This is a genomic window from Pectinatus sottacetonis (assembly GCF_015732155.1).
Classification (GTDB): Bacteria; Bacillota; Negativicutes; order Selenomonadales; family Selenomonadaceae; genus Pectinatus; species Pectinatus sottacetonis.
Map to the genome: position 1 here is coordinate 1843078 of NZ_WIQK01000001.1, position 16312 is coordinate 1859389.

A 16312-nucleotide genomic window follows, 5' to 3' on the forward strand; every position below is an offset into this window, starting at 1 on the left:
ATGGCTAAGCATCAGAATCAGGAAAATCAGGATGTAAATGAATTAATGCAGGTACGTCGTGATAAAATGCAGGAATTTATTGATAAAGGTATTGAACCGTTTGGCAGAAAATACATAGTGACTCATCATGCTAAAGATATATTGGAGAATTTTGCAGCGCTGGAAGAAAAGGATGTAAGAATAGCTGGACGTCTCATGGCTATACGCGGCCATGGAAAAGCCAGCTTTGCCGTTGTAGCTGATATAACAGGTAATATTCAGGTATATTTCCGGTTGGATGTTATGGGTGAAGAACAGTATGCAGATTTTAAATTACTTGATATAGGCGATATTATAGGTCTTGAAGGTAGCGTATTTAAAACCCATCGTGGTGAAATAACTGTAAAAGTAAAGACTTTTAGTATTGGCGCAAAATCACTTCGTCCGCTGCCGGAAAAATTTCATGGCTTGAAGGATGTAGAAACACGTTATCGTCAACGGTATCTCGATCTTATCGTAAATCCAGATGTAAAACATACTTTTATGAACAGAACAAAAATTATCCAGGCTATCCGCCGTTTCCTCGATAATAAAAGTTTTCTTGAAGTAGAAACACCAGTTATGAATCCGATAGCAGGCGGAGCTAATGCTCGTCCTTTTATCACCCATCACAATGCCCTAGACATGGATATGTACTTGCGTATTGCTACGGAATTGTATTTGAAAAGACTCATAGTAGGTGGTTTGGAACGCGTTTATGAAATTGGCCGGATTTTTAGAAATGAAGGCGTAGATAATCGCCATAATCCAGAATTTACATCAGTTGAAACTTATCAGGCCTTTGCTGATTATAATGATGTAATGGATATGACAGAAGCTCTTATAGCTCAGGTTGCCAAAGATGTATTAGGGACTACTGTTATTACCTACCAGGAAACAAAAATTGATTTGGGAAATGTCCGCCGCATTACAATGATAGATGCAGTAAGGGAAGCTGTAGGAAAAGACTTTTCTCAGGTAACTACTGTAGAACAGGCCAGAAGTATAGCTGATGAGCTGAAAGTGCCTTATGAACAGTATCATAGTATTGGAGAAATCATGTATCAGATATTTGATGAAAAAGTTGAAGAAACACTTATTCAACCGACTTTTGTGATTCAATATCCGACAGATGTATCACCTCTTGCGAAGCGGAATAAGGAAAATCCAGAATACGTTGATCGCTTTGAATTATTTATTTATGGGCGTGAACTAGCTAATGGATTTTCTGAATTAAATGATCCTATCGATCAGAAACAGCGCTTTATTGATCAGCAGGAGCAGCGTGAACATGGTGATGATGAAGCTCATATGATGGATGAGGATTTTATTATGGCACTTGAATATGGTATGCCGCCTACTGGTGGATTAGGAATAGGTGTAGATCGTTTGGTAATGTTGTTAACAGATAGCCCATCTATTCGTGATGTAATACTGTTTCCTCATATGAAAAATAAACCAGTCGAATAAATTTTGTAGTTACAGTTGTAAATTTTACTGCATATAGTTTTAATTAAACTAAAAATTATATGCAGTAAAAAAATAAAAACAAAGTTTTTTTATAAAAAGTATTGCATTATAACTGTGGATATGATATTATAATATCCGTTGCTGATGCTGAACTAACAAGATGAAAATTACAGTTGGTAAAGTGTAGCATGGTATAATGGCGCCTTCGTCAAGCGGTTAAGACACCGCCCTTTCACGGCGGGTTCATGGGTTCGAATCCCATAGGCGTCACCAAAATAATATGGGCGATTAGCTCAGCTGGGAGAGCGCTTGCCTTACAAGCAAGATGTCAGCAGTTCGATCCTGTTATCGCCCACCATATTCCGGCCCGGTAGTTTAGTTGGTTAGAATGCCGCCCTGTCACGGCGGAGGTCATGGGTTCAAATCCCATTCGGGTCGCCATTTTGTTATCCCCTTCATGTTTTGAAGTTGATATATTGCCTCGGTAGCTCAGTCGGTAGAGCAGGGGACTGAAAATCCCCGTGTCAGTGGTTCGATTCCGCTCTGAGGCACCATTATTTTTTAGTTTTAGTTGGTTATGCTGTATGAGTCAATTTATTGGCTGATATGCGGGTGTAGCTCAATGGTAGAGCCCTAGCCTTCCAAGCTAGTCACGTGGGTTCGATTCCCATCACCCGCTCCATAAAGAAGATAAATGCCGGGGTGGCGGAACTGGCAGACGCACGGGACTTAAAATCCCGCGGATAGAAATATCCGTACCGGTTCGATTCCGGTCCTCGGCACCATCTTTTATTATAGGCGGTCGTGGCGAAACGGCAGACGCGCTAGCTTCAGGCGCTAGTGGAGGAAACTCTGTGGTGGTTCAAATCCACTCGGCCGCACCAAATAAAATTTAATACCTTTTCATTATACAATGCGGTCGTGGCGGAATAGGCAGACGCGCTACTTTGAGGGGGTAGTGACCACAAGTCATATGGGTTCAAGTCCCATCGACCGCACCAATCCGGTTATTAGCTGAAATCATTTGATTTCAGTTTTTTGTGTTATACAGATATTTTATTAGTCTGTTGCAAAATACTAAGTAATATACTAAAATAGAAGAAGTTATATTGCTTAAATTGGAGCCGCACATTCGTGACTTTAGTCGTGAGCTTAGGCTGTAAAAAGAACCGTAGAACTACGGGGATAGCCTGGAGATAATAGATGCATTGTTGGTGCAGCTATCGGTGAAGCAGTAACCCCGCGACTTTAGTCGTGGGAGATTCAAGATATATACATAGGAGGTTTTTATTATGAAAAAATGGGTTTGCTCTGTCTGCGGATGGATTTATGATGAAGAAAAAGGAGATCCTGATTACGATTTAGCACCAGGAGTACCATTTGAAGATTTGCCTGATGATTTTGTGTGTCCATTGTGCGGTGTTGGTAAGGATCAGTTTGAACTGCAGGAATAAGATGCCATTTGTATAAATTTCAACGAAAAGGCAATTATCCCCCCACCTTTAAGTGGCAATACAGGCAGGGGGAATAATTGTAAAAACTGCAATAATAGGGTCAACTGTTTATGTCATTAAATATATCTAACAGTAATCGGCTATTTTAATGCTTTAATTTAATTAGTGGTATATATTATTAGTACACGAGTTAATAGATTTAACTTGTGTATTTTAATTTATAGCATGATGAAAATATTATTATCTTAGGTGTGAAGATTCAAATAATTGGCAAATAAAGTCCAATAATGTAATAATTAGGATGTATATGATTGAATAAGGAAATTTATATCATATATACTTTTAATTTATTTGTCAATGTAATTGGTTGTTTATCACTATACAAGGGAATGGAGTGAATATTTGGTCAACTTTATGATCAAGTGATATTATGAATATACATGTTAAAAACTGTATGGAAAGTTTTGTCATAGAAATGATAGAGAAAATGATAAAATCTTATCCTAATGCCTGTAAATGCGATCAATGTCTTAATGATATGGCAGCACTAGCACTTAATCATTTACCACCTAAATATGTGGGGACAGATATTGGTGACACGTATACGCGATTGGATATTTATAATAAGGATCAATACGCGGAAATAATGCAGGTAGTGGCACAGGCTATAGAAATAGTTAGTAAAAATCCTCATCACAATACAACTTCTAAAGAAAAGAAACTGGAGTGATATTCGTGCGTGTTACAAAGAAAATTAAAGCAGAAATGATTGAACGTTTGGAAAGTGTTTATCACGATACGAAGTCTGCTTTGGAATTTTCTAATCCATTTGAATTACTTGTGGCAGTGATATTATCTGCGCAGTGTACTGATGTGCGGGTAAATATTACTACGCGACGGTTATTTAAGAAAGCAGATACTCCTGCAAAAATATTAAATATGGGAATAGTAAAACTTGAAGAGGAAATTCATGATTGTGGACTTTTTCATAATAAGGCCAAAAATATTTTTAATACTTGTGAAAAACTTTGTAATGAATATAAAGGACAAGTTCCAAAAAATTATGAAGACCTTCTTTCATTGCCAGGTGTAGGGCGAAAAACTGCTAATGTCGTTTCAAGTATAGCTTTTAATCGTCCAGCAATAGCGGTTGATACGCATGTATTTAGGGTGTCTAACCGTTTAAAATTAGCTGAAGGTACTACACCGGCAGAAGTGGAAAAAGGGTTGCAAAAGGCAATTCCTAAAGAAAAATGGTCAAAAGCGCATCATTGGCTTATATGGCACGGGCGCAAAATTTGCAAGGCAAGGCATCCATTGTGCCAGCAATGTCCCCTCAACGATTTATGTCCTTCGGCATCACTTGTTAATTAATTAGAATGGGGGCGAATTTATTATTTATCGTAATGCAGTTTTTACTGATGTAGAGGCAATTCATGAATTAGTATATTCATATGCCGAGAAAGGCCTTATGCTGGCACGCTCCCGTAATCAATTATATGAAACACTGCGTGATATGGTAGTTGTAGAAAATGATAAGGGAGAAATAGTAGGGACAGGTGGACTTCACATTGTTTGGGATGGTATAGCTGAAGTACGTACTTTAGCAGTATCAGAAAAAGCTGTACGACAGCATATTGGAACAAAAATAGTAAAACGTCTTATTGATGATGGGAAAAAATTAGGAGTAAAAAAATTTTTTACTTTGACTTATCAGCCGGAGTTTTTTAATTCATTGGGATTTTATGAAGTAAGTAAAGATGAATTGCCACAAAAAGTGTGGAAGGAATGTATTGACTGTCCTAAATTTCCTAATTGTGATGAAATTGCCATGGTACTTAAATAATTATAAGCAACAAAAATAATAATGAATGAGCAGCGTAATTAGCAAGCTGTTGACTAAAAATAAAAACGGGACTATTGCAGGTTAACACTTTTATCATAATATATAGTTCTTACCCTTGTTTACTTTTAGAAGGGTGGAGATGGGTGTATATTTATGATATAAATATTATTTGCGCGATAGTCCTGTTTTTAACGTACAGGGAAAATATTTATTTTGTAAGTGAATTATTTGTTGCTTGTTCTTTTAAGCGTTTTATACGATCTGCTGTTGCCGGATGAGTGGAAAAAAGTGTTGCAAATGACATGTTTTTTCCAGAAAATGGATTTATTATATACATATGTTCTGTAGATTGGGAAGCATAGGGTATTGTTGCCATATGGCGGGCATAATATTCTATTTTTTCCAGTGCGGAAGCGAGGGCAAGCGGATTGCCGCATATTTCACCACCGCCTTTATCAGCAGCGTATTCACGTGAACGGGAAATTGCCATTTGAATAATAGTTGCTGCTAAAGGAGCAATGATTATAGTGGCTAAAAGACCAAGTATTCCACCGTTATCGTCATTATCATTATTGCGTCCAAAACCAAATATAGCAGCCCATTGTGCCATGTTTGCCAACATAGATATAGCTGCGGCAAAGGTTGCAGCTATAGAGCTAATCAGGATATCACGGTTTTTAACATGTGTTAATTCATGGCCTAGAACGCCTGCCAACTCATCATATTCGAGTGTTTTCATTATTCCAGTAGTGACGGCTACAGCTGCATGGCTGGGATTTCTGCCTGTGGCAAAGGCATTTGGGGCTTCGGTTTCAATAACGTATACGCGGGGCATAGGCAGACCAGCACGTGTAGTCAGTTCGGCAATTAGCTTATACAAGGTAGGTGCATCTTCAGCATTTACTTCATGAGCACCGGACATTTTTAATACAATAGAATCACTAAACCAGTATGAAAAAAAATTCATACCTAGGGCGATTACAAACATTATAAGAGCACCATGTTGTCCGCCGACAAATCCGCCGACAGCTACAAGTAATGCCATCAGCAGAGCCATTAGTGCAGTTGTTTTTAACATATTCATAGTATATTCCTCCAAAATAATATGTGTACTTAAATAAAATATCCTTTAATAATTTTATATATTATATACCGGTATTATATTGCATATATCTTTTCCACACAATATTATATGGCATACTTTTAATAAATCAAAATAAATAGTGGGAGTATCAGGATTTAACGGAATGGCCGTTTTTATAAAGACCCCACAGTATAGTTACGGAGATGAATAATATTTCCAGCCAGATACTAAAAGGAAGAAGATATTGACCGATCAGATTATCCATAAGGAGCATTTTAGCCGAGGTAAAACCTAAAATAGCACTGCCTGCGTAAATTAGTGCAGGAAATTTATTCATTATAAATAGAAATAATTGGGCACCGCCTATTACAATTGGCAGGCTTATAACTAGACCGCAGATTATGAGGCTCCATTTTTGTGCGGGGACTGTATTAGCTACACCAGCCATTGATAATACATTATCGATGCTCATTATAAAATCTGCCAGCATTATAGTTTTTATTGCGCCTATGAGTGTATATGATGATTTAAGAGATTTAGCATGATGGTTATTGTCAAGTAGTTTTAAAGCAATATAGAATAATGCCAGTCCGCCGATAAATTGAATACCGGCCATTGATAATAGTTTAGTGGCAAATACTGTAAGTATTATGCGAATTATAACAGCACCGGCACAGCCGATAACCATTGCCTTTAGATGATGTTTTTGTGGCAGATTTTTGCAGGCAAGTGCTATTAAAATCGCATTGTCACCACTGAGCACCAGGTCAAGCAGAAGTATTCCGCTCAGAGCGGTAAGCCATTCCCATGATAATAATCCTTCCAGTAATAAAACCTTCTTCCATAAGTATACAAAAAGACCCTGCCTTATAGAACATAATATATTCCATAAAACAAGGTCTTGCTTACAATTTTAATTGCCAGCCGCACCGGAATAGAATCTCTATTCGTATTGACGATCATCGACTGTACAGCTACTCCCCTTATTGAGTAAAACTATTTTTCTATCTATTAATATACCATGAAATAATTTAATTTGCAATATTTAGCAGAAAATTTTTAGTTCGCCTCATATGGACGGATACGTAAAAATAGATTGTATTTTTGGCACAGATTTTGGCAAGCAGTAATTTCCTCTCTGCCGATACTGTCGACTATGGTCAGGATAACATGTGGTATATATTTTTGGCATTCTTGGGCAAATTTAAGCATAGCTTTATGGGCAGATAAGCCGAGAGATGTACGAGTAACAGCCAGATATTTTTGGGCATTGGATGCATTGAGACTTATAGATATGGTGTCAAGTAGGTCTTTAAATAGAATTGCAGTATCCTTGTTATAATACAAAGAGGACAGCCCGTTGGTATTGAGACGTATATTGTGTTCCGGCCAAATTTTACGAACATATTGCAAAGCAGAAATAAGGGTTTCTAAACGCATGGTAGGTTCACCAAAACCACAGAAGACTACTTCATTTACAGTGTTTTTATCAATATGTGTAAAAGCTGCTTCGATTTCGCTTATAGTAGGCTCTTTTTTTAGCCATAGAGAATGGTTTTCAGGCATTTTTTTTAAACTTCTCAAACAAAAAGTGCAGGCACAGTTGCATTGATTTGTAATATTAACATATAAATTATGTTTTTTTTGTGGTAGTTTAGCCACAGCATCAGTATATTCAATAAATTTACCATTTTCAGCAGCGTATAAAATCATAGGAATTCTCCTTATAAATTAATAAATAGTGTAATACAATATACTTTTATTTTAAAGTAGTAAGATATTCTTCAAAACAAATGCCCTCATTCCAAGGAATATTTAAATATTCTGTATAAATTAAAGATTTTTTTACAAATTCGGCCGCTTTGGCTACGGAAGAAATCAAAGATTCATTTTTTACTAATGATGCAGCAATAATTGCAACAAAAGCATCACCCGTGCCGGAGTGTTCCCTGCCGATTTTTGTGAATTCCATAATTTTTCCTGTATTATTTTCATAGATAAAATTGCCGATGCTTTTACCGCGGTTAATGCCAGTTATAATTATTTTTATAGTAGAATGATCGTTAGTATGAAGCCTTGTTAATTGTTCACACATGGAAAAAAGTCGATTATTACTAATTATTCCGTGTTCGGGATAATTCATATCTAGTAAATTACAGGCTTCTGTCAGATTAGGAGTTATGATGTCTGCATCAGCCAGGAGTTTTTTCATTTCTTTACATAGCTGTGGTGTATAAGACGAATATAATTTACCATTATCTCCCATTACCGGATCTACTATAAGAAGCGGTGACAGAGCTGCTGGTTGTTCATTTTTAAAGATTTCTATAAACTCTAATACGAGTTTAATTTGTTCTTGTGAGCTCAAAAAGCCGGTAAGGATACCATCAAAATGTAGATGTAATTTTTGCCAGTTTTTCATATATGGCCGCATGTTTTGTGTGTAATCATTCATAAAATATGCAGGAAAACCCGTATGTGCAGATAAAATGGCTGTGGGAAAAGGACAGGCTTGTACTTTAAGGGCAGAAATAATAGGCAGCTCAACGGTTGTTGAACATCTGCCAAATCCGGTTATATCATTGATAAGTGCTATTTTTTTTTGTTTCATTTTTGCTCCGTAAGTTTATCTGGTAGATATTGTTTGTCAATAATAAAATATTATATACGGGGTTTCCTGTTTGTTTAAGCTGACTGAGAAAACCCAAATATATAGTATAAATGATATGGAGAAAATTTAGGAGGCTGCCTTTGAAAATATATATTTATATAAAAACTCCGCTTAGATACTAACTATCCTGCGGAGTTTTTATATAAATTATTTTGCAGCGTTAGCGTTAATGCGCTTTTGAGCATGTCTTTTTTCACTGTATTCACGAAATGTCAGCCACAGCGGCGTTGCTGTAAATATGGAAGAATATGAACCAAAAGCAAAACCTACTATTAGGGCAAAAGCAAAGTCTCTAGTTGTATCACCACCAAAAACATACAATGATATAGTTGTTACCAAAACAGTAGTTACTGTATATATAGAGCGGGTAAGAGTTTGGTAGATACTGTGATTGGCTAATTCTTCAATATCACCGCCACGACGGAAATGCAGTTTTAAATTTTCTCGGATACGGTCAAAAATTACTATTGTATCATTAACAGAGAAGCCAACAATAGTTAAAATAGCAGCAATAAAGGATGAATCTATTTCCTTTTGTGTTAAAGAAAATATACTCAATACTACCAATGTATCATGGACTAATGCCAGAATAGCGGCTAAACCAAATTTGAATTCAAATCTATAGGAAACATATGCAATAATTAGCAGCCATGATAAAAGTGTTGCCCAGACGGCATTCATTATTAATTCTCGCCCAATTGTTGCACCAACTTTTTCTTCTCGCAGTACTTTATAATTACCTAGTTTTTGCTTTAAGCCAGACATTATATTTTGTCGTTCTGATTGCGATAAATCTTTAGTACGGATCATTACATCGGTGGCTTTTAATGAATTGTTGCTTTTTCCTGACAATTGTATCTGGCTGTTGCCTAAACCATAATCATCCATTGTTTTACGGACATCATTTATATTTACGGCTTGTTCGAATTTTAAATCTATCAATGTACCGCCAGTAAAATCTATGCCTAAATTAAATCCCTTGGTAAACATGCAGATAAGACCGGCAATAATGATCAAGGAGGAAAAAGAATACCATATTTTCCGATGGCCTACAATATCAAACCGTTTCATTTTTTCACCGCCTTTTCTGTAAATAAAGAAGCACCGAATAAGTGCGGATTATGTATTATGTTAGAAGCTATAAGCCATTTTAACAAATATTGTGTCATAGTTATAGCAGTAAACATACTTAAAATAACGCCTAGACCAAGCGTTATAGCAAAGCCGCGGATAGGACCGGTACCGAAGAAGAATAAAACTACAGCAGCTATTATTGTAGTCAGATTAGAATCAAAAATAGTGGTAAATGCACGTTTAAAGCCGGAATCCATCGCCCAGCGCAGTGTTTTTCCAGACCGGATTTCTTCTTTAAAATGTTCAAAAATTAATACATTGGCATCTACCGCCATACCAACAGATAATATTATTCCGGCAATCCCTGGTAGTGTTAATGTGGCATTGAGCATTTTTAGGGCAAATAATAAAATTAAAACATAAGCCATTAAACTTATATCGGCAATAAAACCAGAAACTCTGTAGAAAAACAGCATAAATAAGACAACGGCACCTACACCGATAGTAAAAGCAAATTCACTTTTATCTTTTGAATCTTGTCCAAGTGTTGGACCTACTGTACGTGTTTCAATAATTTTTACTTTTACTGGAAGTGCTCCTGAACGAAGTAGTAAAGCAAGGTTATGTGCTTCTTCAAGGGAACGATTTCCTGTTATGACAGCTTTGCCGCCTGTAATCGGTTCGTTTACACGAGGCGCTGTAAGTACCTTCCCATCAAGCAAAATGGAAATAGTACGTCCTACATTTTCTTCTGTCAATTTGGCAAATTTTTTGGCACCTTCAGGACTAAATTCAAGAGAAACAAGATTTTGTCCTTGTTGGTCAGTCTCTTCCCGAGCATCCTTTAAGTCTGTACCCGTAAGAACAGTATTGCCGTCTTCATCCCGGAATTCCAGCATAGCTGTTTTTCCTAGAATATTTATAGCCTTGTCAGGATTTTTTACTCCTGGCAGTTCTACTATTACACGACGCTGTCCTTCGCGCTGAATAATAGGTTCAGTCAGCCCCATAGCATTGACTCTGTTTTCCATTATTTTTACTACACGATTCATGGCATCGTCATTGACTTTTGCCTGGGGAGTATCAACTCCCTCTAGGACTACGTGTGTTCCACCTTGTAAATCAAGCCCTTGTCGTATCGAAAATGCTAAAGGTTTTATGAACATAATAAAAACCGCGATTACAGCAATGACTACGACAGCGAGTTTCAAAAAACTTTCCCGCTTCAAAAATATCCCTCCAAAGTAAAATGTTTTGCTATTGTAATATGCGTCCATTGGTCAATCTGATATCTGAAATGGGCGCTTCTTGTTTTTGATATGACTTATGTTGTATTGTAAACAAACTATCCCCGTGTGTTTCACGGTTTTATCTTTTTATAGGAACAGACAAATTTATTTCCTGTCATTTTTCTTATAGATATTGTAATATCATACTGGAAAATTTATTTTTTAGCTAAACTTAGTGCAGTTTGATATGTATAGATATATATAGAAAAAGATAAATAAAATTCGGTGGCAGCAAGCCGCTGAAAAAATATATATAATATTAAATCATTCTAATTCATTATAGCTGTAATGTTATATACAGTCAATTTTAATGGTAATATCTTTACAATCACTTAATGTTTGTGATTTTGTATGAAATTTATAGTTTGTAGTAAGACATCATTGATTGTTAAATTACTTGTTTCTAAATATAAGTCGCAATTTATTTTTGCATCTGACAGTCGTTTGTGCTGTAGATCAATATGATGCTGCGTCCATGATTTGCGGCGCCGCTGCTGTACAGTTATCAGATCAGCATCTAACAGAATTAAAATATCAGGATGACGTTTCTGCCATAATTTTTTTATGCAGGAATGTTCCTGTGCTAAATTATAAGCATTATAACCAAGAGTTCTGAGCCCGCTTACCAATGTAGATTTACCGGAAGCACAGATACCGACAACTGCAATTTTCATAGTAACTCCTTACAATCTAGAAGGGAAATGATGCCGTAACCCGATGAATTTTTACTGGGGTGCTGTCTTTTTCACAAATTCCCATAGCAATAACCGTCATGTCATCGCCAGCTTTATTATTATCAAGTTGTAAGGCATAGTCCATAATACTATTTACGATGAAAGAAACATCTTCAGGTGGATTATTTTTTATAATATCCATAATTTTTTTAAAATCAGCTTTTTGGCTGTTAACCTTTCTGCCGGCAGACGAGATACCGTCAGTATAGGATACAATAACCATGCCGGGGCTTAAGGGAAGTTCATAAATAAGTGGTTTAGTATGGTGATGAACGCCTATAGGATTAACATTTTCATCATATACACAAGTGTAATCATCTGTCTTTACAATTACAGGACAGTTAGAATTGCGGCTCATGACAACTGTTTCAGTATCCATATCTGCACTTATAACTGTAAGGGTGCAGGAAACTTTTTTATCCTTGGCCGCATAGAGATAATCGTGGACAGCACGAGCAACAGCGCCATCACGTGTTCCGTCGCTGATAAGCGATACTGCCCGGTTAACCACTAATCCGCTGGTATGGTGTGCCGGAAGGCCGTGGCCCTGACCATCTGCAAGAATAAGTGATATGCCGCCTTGCGGGCGTTCAGCAATATCACAAGTATCACCATTAAATTCCATGGCATAGCGGGTTGTTTTAGCTATTGCGGTTTTTATTTCCATGTTAAAGAAAACTTCCTTATAACTTTGTGACATGAGGCTAAGTACGTAACATTATTTGTCATAAATACATATATACGCAATTGTCTTTACTTAAAAAATGGAGCAGACTATGGATATTTATGTAATAATATCATGGCAACAAGTCCCTTCCCATTGGATAATGTCATGAATGGGCTATCTCCGTGTGTCCCACGGTTTTATTTAGATTTGTAGTATGTGTGATTTTTATGAAATATATTTATTAAATTATGCCTTTTTCTGTGAAAATAGTATCAAGAGGAACATCATATCCATTAATAGGAAGTGATATGGATTCTTGGCAGGAAAAAAAGAACCCCACACTAATAGCATTTTTAGCTTGTGGTAAAAATCTATCATAGAATCCACCACCCATACCAAGACGATTTTTAGTAAGAGAAAAAGCAACACCTGGAACAATAATAAGATTTATTGCCTGCGGCTGTATAAAAGAAATTTTATTGGCAGGCAGTGATAAAATACCAGCTTTACCCGGAACAAGATCCGTAAGACTATTAACTACGGTTGCTTTCATTAACCCCTTTTTTAAATCGGTAATATAAGGCAGGCATAGTGTTTTTCCCCTAGCCAAAGTATCTTTAAGGATAATATCTGTCTGTACTTCATCCTGCATTGCAGCATAGGCCATAATGCAGGATGCTTTTTCATAAATTTTAGAAGTAAGGCAAAGATTATTTATGAGGATACTTTGTTCAATAATTTTTTCTCGCGCGAGAGAATGTCTTATAGAGAGCATTCTCTGACGTAATTTTTTTTTATTTTGCGTTAGCTGCGTCATTTTTTTCTTTGCTGATATTACTACTGATGGCAGAACGTGAAAGATCAATTTCTACATTTTCTGCAATTTTTAATCTTATGCGGTCTTCATTTATCGATAATACTTCACCATAAATACCGCCGATAGTTACAACACGGCTGCCTACCTTAACGGCACTAAGCATTTCCTGGCGCTTTTTTTGCTGCCTTTTTTGAGGACGATAGAGCAGAAAATAAAAAATAACTACCAGCAGTACGGGAAAGGCAAAAGATTGTAACTGTTCAATGTTCATTAATAAAACACTCCTTAATAAAATTAGTTATTACTAAAATAACTATAGTTGTTTTAGTTCGACAAAATAGAAAATTACTCCTCTACTTAGATATATATTTATATGCAAACTTATCATAAAACTGGACAAACTTGTCATCTATTATTGACTGCCGCATTTTTTTCATAAAGTCAATAAGAAAATGCAGATTATGAAGAGTTAAAAGCCGCAGGCCAAAAACTTCGTTTACTTTAACCAAATGTCTGATATATGCCCGGGAATAATTACGGCAGGTATAACAATCACAATTTTCATCAATAGGGCCGAAATCATGTTCAAATTCAGCATTTTTGATGATCATTCTGCCATTCCAAGTCATGGCAGTACCATTCCTGCCGACTCTTGTCGGAAATACACAGTCGAACATATCAATACCACGCTTAACACCTTCCACCAGACAGTCAGGAGTACCTACGCCCATGAGATAGCGCGGCTTATTAGTAGGAAGATAATTAGCAGTATAATCGAGAACGCTGTACATCATTTCCTTGGGTTCTCCTACACTTAATCCGCCAATGGCATATCCAGGCAGATCCATGTTAATTAATTCGTCAGCACAGTATTTACGCAGGTCTTCATACATACCACCCTGGACAATACCAAATAATCCCTGATCAGACCTGGTTAATGTGTCTTTACAGCGTTTAGTCCAGCGCAGAGTTCTTTGTGTAGATTTTTTGGCATAATCATATTCAGCTGGATAAGGAATACATTCGTCAAAAGCCATTATTATATCAGCACCTAGATCCATTTGGGCTTTTGTGGCTATTTCCGGGGATAGAAATTTTTTGGAACCATCAATATGTGACCTGAATTCAACCCCTTCTTCGGAGATTTTTCGTAGATCTCCGAGACTGAATACTTGGAAACCACCACTGTCTGTAAGAATACCCCTGTCCCAATTCATAAATTTATGCAGTCCGCCCGCCTCACGGACTATATTTGTACCAGGTCGTAAGAATAAATGATAAGTATTGCTGAGGATTATTCCTGCGCCAAGCTGTTTTAGTTCTTCTGGTGATAAAGTTTTTACTGAAGCTTGTGTTCCCACTGGCATAAAAATTGGGGTTTCGAAACTGCCATGTGGTGTATGTAATATTCCTGCGCGTGCACCGGTAACAGGACATTGTTTTATTAGTTCATAGGTAATAGCTGGCATAAATTTTCTCCGTTTATAATTAATTAGTAGATAAAATTATAACATAAAAATAATATTTATATCAAAGATAGTTTTTTATTTAGATATTAATATTATTCCTGGTTTTTTTTTAGGGCATATGAGCACAGGAAAAAACAAATAATAGTGTAAAAAATAAGAATTGCTAAAGAAATACCATTGGCCGATCGACCTTGACCAATACTTCTGAGTAAAAGGCTGGCATGAGTCAGGGGCAATGCATGAATGAAATAATAAAGTGCTGTTGGTAGTTTGCTCGTAGAAAAAAATGTACCGCATAAAAATGACATTGGCAGTAATATATATGTATTAAATCGCCCCATATCCTCATAAGATGATATAGTCATTGCTGCATAAAAGCCAATTTCGGCAAATATAGTACAGTTTAATATAAGCACTAGGAGGAATAAAGATGTTATGTGGAAATTTGCTCCAAATGCATAAGAAAGTAATATAATAATAGCTGATGATATCATACCACGTAAAACTGCTGCCATAATTTTACCGATGGCGAATGATATGGGTTTTATAGGAGCAGTGAAATATTCTTCAATACTTTTATGGTAAACACGCTCGCCATGTAAAGGGGCTAGACTGTTGAATGATATATTCATTGAGTTTAGTGCCAATATTCCGGGGACGAGAAAGTCTAAATAAGAACCACCGCCTGTAGTGTGGATGCTTTTCCCCAGACCCCAGCCGAAAGCAACTAAATAAAGGATAGGAGCTACCATCCTGCTTAAAATAAATTTTATCATGCGATGTTTTAGTACTACCCAGTCACGCCAAAATGCAGTAAAAATATCATATAACATCAATTATTCACCTTTTTTCCGGTTAATTCGACAAAAACATCTTCCAGATTAGAACGGCGCTGCAGAATATTGCTTTGCTGGAGCTGTGCTGCAAAAGTCTGGGCCGCTTTTTTATTCTGGAATATTTTAAAATTGCGTTCGGCATTGTCATTATCCCATTCAACAACATATTGACCAATTTTTTCTTTTAAATTATCAGGAGAATCAAGTGCGATCAATTTACCCCTATTCATTATTGCTACACGACCGCACAGCGATTCTGCTTCTTCGATATAATGGGTAGTCAGGACTATTGTTACGCCGAGTTGGTGCATTTTTCGTATTAAATCCCATATACGTCGCCTGACCTGTGGATCTAATGCAACTGTTGGTTCATCTAGAAACAATATAGATGGTTTATGCATAAGCGCCCGTACTATTAAGAGTCGCCGCTGCATACCGCCAGATAAAGAACGAACACTGTCATTTATTCTGTCGGAAAGTTCGACATAGGAAAGCAGCTCATTTATACGGCTGACACGAGCCTGTTTTGTCATATGGTGCAGTCGGCCGTGTAAGTGCATATTTTCTCCAATGGTTAAATCTTGGTCGAAATTTATATGCTGGGGAACCACACCAATAAGTCCTTTTATATTTTTAGGGTTTTCGTCAGTAGTTAAATTATCATAATATATTTTACCAGAAGTAGGCTTAGTAAGCATAGTAAGCATCCGGATAGTTGTAGTTTTTCCTGCGCCGTTAGGACCGAGCAGGCCAAAAATTTCATTATTATTTATCTGCAAATTTAAATTATCGACAGCAATTTTGTCGTCAGTTTTTCCTAGAGCATTTTTATAGGAAAAAACTTTTTTAAGTGTGCAAAGCCGCAGCAACCGCATTCCTTCTT

18 protein-coding genes and 8 tRNA genes are annotated in these 16312 nt (G+C 36.6%); 13 read left to right on the forward strand and 13 right to left on the reverse strand.

Annotated elements, in window-relative coordinates; genetic code table 11:
- The 13 genes from lysS to I6760_RS08670 all read left to right on the forward strand — a co-directional run bounded on the left by lysS (position 1) and on the right by I6760_RS08670 (position 4788).
- A complete protein-coding gene (lysS, locus tag I6760_RS08610; protein ID WP_196594055.1) occupies positions 1-1488 on the forward strand; it encodes a lysine--tRNA ligase in 1488 nt (495 codons plus the stop codon).
- Positions 1489-1686: 198 nt separating this feature from the next.
- Positions 1687-1761: transfer RNA gene (locus I6760_RS08615), tRNA-Glu, on the forward strand.
- Positions 1762-1770: 9 nt separating this feature from the next.
- Positions 1771-1846 (forward strand) — tRNA-Val (locus tag I6760_RS08620).
- A gap of 6 nt (positions 1847-1852) precedes the next feature.
- Positions 1853-1929: transfer RNA gene (locus tag I6760_RS08625), tRNA-Asp, on the forward strand.
- 37 nt (positions 1930-1966) lie between these two features.
- Positions 1967-2042, forward strand: a tRNA-Phe gene (locus I6760_RS08630).
- Positions 2043-2096: 54 nt separating this feature from the next.
- A tRNA-Gly gene (locus tag I6760_RS08635) sits at positions 2097-2170 on the forward strand.
- 14 nt (positions 2171-2184) lie between these two features.
- Positions 2185-2273 (forward strand) — tRNA-Leu (locus I6760_RS08640).
- A 13-nt stretch (positions 2274-2286) separates the two neighbouring features.
- A tRNA-Leu gene (locus I6760_RS08645) sits at positions 2287-2372 on the forward strand.
- Between the two features lie 31 nt (positions 2373-2403).
- Positions 2404-2489: transfer RNA gene (locus I6760_RS08650), tRNA-Leu, on the forward strand.
- Positions 2490-2780: 291 nt separating this feature from the next.
- The gene (gene rd / locus I6760_RS08655; protein WP_196594056.1) at positions 2781-2942 is read left to right on the forward strand and encodes a rubredoxin; all 162 of its coding nucleotides are present in this window, start codon (positions 2781-2783) and stop codon (positions 2940-2942) included.
- A 430-nt stretch (positions 2943-3372) separates the two neighbouring features.
- Positions 3373-3672, forward strand: a complete 300-nt coding sequence (locus I6760_RS08660) for a late competence development ComFB family protein (RefSeq protein ID WP_196594057.1) — start codon at positions 3373-3375, stop codon at positions 3670-3672.
- 5 nt (positions 3673-3677) lie between these two features.
- Positions 3678-4316 carry an endonuclease III gene (gene nth, locus I6760_RS08665; RefSeq protein ID WP_196594058.1) on the forward strand — a complete coding sequence of 213 codons (639 nt, stop codon included), beginning with the start codon at positions 3678-3680 and terminating at the stop codon, positions 4314-4316.
- Between the two features lie 19 nt (positions 4317-4335).
- Complete coding sequence (locus tag I6760_RS08670; RefSeq protein ID WP_196594823.1) at positions 4336-4788, forward strand: N-acetyltransferase; 453 nt, start codon at positions 4336-4338, stop codon at positions 4786-4788.
- Positions 4789-4996: 208 nt separating this feature from the next.
- Here I6760_RS08670 and htpX read toward each other — a convergent pair whose 3' ends face one another.
- From htpX to I6760_RS08735, 13 genes are all read right to left on the reverse strand, one after another.
- The gene (gene htpX, locus I6760_RS08675) at positions 4997-5872 is read right to left on the reverse strand and encodes a zinc metalloprotease HtpX (protein WP_196594059.1); all 876 of its coding nucleotides are present in this window, start codon (positions 5870-5872) and stop codon (positions 4997-4999) included.
- Positions 5873-6020: 148 nt separating this feature from the next.
- Positions 6021-6755 (reverse strand): YjbE family putative metal transport protein, encoded by a 735-nt coding sequence (locus tag I6760_RS08680; protein WP_330997987.1) that lies wholly within the window; start codon positions 6753-6755, stop codon positions 6021-6023.
- A gap of 176 nt (positions 6756-6931) precedes the next feature.
- A complete protein-coding gene (locus I6760_RS08685; RefSeq protein ID WP_196594060.1) occupies positions 6932-7585 on the reverse strand; it encodes a TatD family nuclease-associated radical SAM protein in 654 nt (217 codons plus the stop codon).
- Positions 7586-7631: 46 nt separating this feature from the next.
- The gene (locus I6760_RS08690) at positions 7632-8483 is read right to left on the reverse strand and encodes a pyridoxamine kinase (RefSeq protein WP_196594061.1); all 852 of its coding nucleotides are present in this window, start codon (positions 8481-8483) and stop codon (positions 7632-7634) included.
- A gap of 207 nt (positions 8484-8690) precedes the next feature.
- Entirely contained in the window at positions 8691-9614 is a 924-nt protein-coding gene (gene secF, locus I6760_RS08695; protein WP_196594062.1) for a protein translocase subunit SecF, read from the reverse strand.
- The gene (gene secD, locus I6760_RS08700; RefSeq protein ID WP_196594063.1) at positions 9611-10846 is read right to left on the reverse strand and encodes a protein translocase subunit SecD; all 1236 of its coding nucleotides are present in this window, start codon (positions 10844-10846) and stop codon (positions 9611-9613) included. Before secD ends, secF begins: the two co-directional genes overlap by 4 nt.
- Positions 10847-11238: 392 nt before the next feature.
- The gene (locus I6760_RS08705; RefSeq protein WP_196594064.1) at positions 11239-11580 is read right to left on the reverse strand and encodes a hypothetical protein; all 342 of its coding nucleotides are present in this window, start codon (positions 11578-11580) and stop codon (positions 11239-11241) included.
- Positions 11581-11596: 16 nt separating this feature from the next.
- Positions 11597-12307 (reverse strand): PP2C family protein-serine/threonine phosphatase, encoded by a 711-nt coding sequence (locus I6760_RS08710; RefSeq protein WP_196594065.1) that lies wholly within the window; start codon positions 12305-12307, stop codon positions 11597-11599.
- Positions 12308-12548: 241 nt separating this feature from the next.
- Positions 12549-13124, reverse strand: coding sequence for a 5-formyltetrahydrofolate cyclo-ligase (locus I6760_RS08715; RefSeq protein ID WP_196594066.1), 576 nt, complete (start codon positions 13122-13124; stop codon positions 12549-12551).
- Entirely contained in the window at positions 13102-13395 is a 294-nt protein-coding gene (yajC, locus tag I6760_RS08720; RefSeq protein WP_196594067.1) for a preprotein translocase subunit YajC, read from the reverse strand. Before yajC ends, I6760_RS08715 begins: the two co-directional genes overlap by 23 nt.
- Positions 13396-13477: 82 nt before the next feature.
- Positions 13478-14593, reverse strand: a complete 1116-nt coding sequence (gene tgt, locus I6760_RS08725) for a tRNA guanosine(34) transglycosylase Tgt (RefSeq protein ID WP_196594068.1) — start codon at positions 14591-14593, stop codon at positions 13478-13480.
- 92 nt (positions 14594-14685) lie between these two features.
- Complete coding sequence (locus I6760_RS08730; RefSeq protein ID WP_196594069.1) at positions 14686-15426, reverse strand: ABC transporter permease; 741 nt, start codon at positions 15424-15426, stop codon at positions 14686-14688.
- Entirely contained in the window at positions 15426-16298 is an 873-nt protein-coding gene (locus I6760_RS08735; RefSeq protein WP_231036176.1) for an ABC transporter ATP-binding protein, read from the reverse strand. Before I6760_RS08735 ends, I6760_RS08730 begins: the two co-directional genes overlap by 1 nt.
- Positions 16299-16312 lie beyond the last annotated feature (14 nt).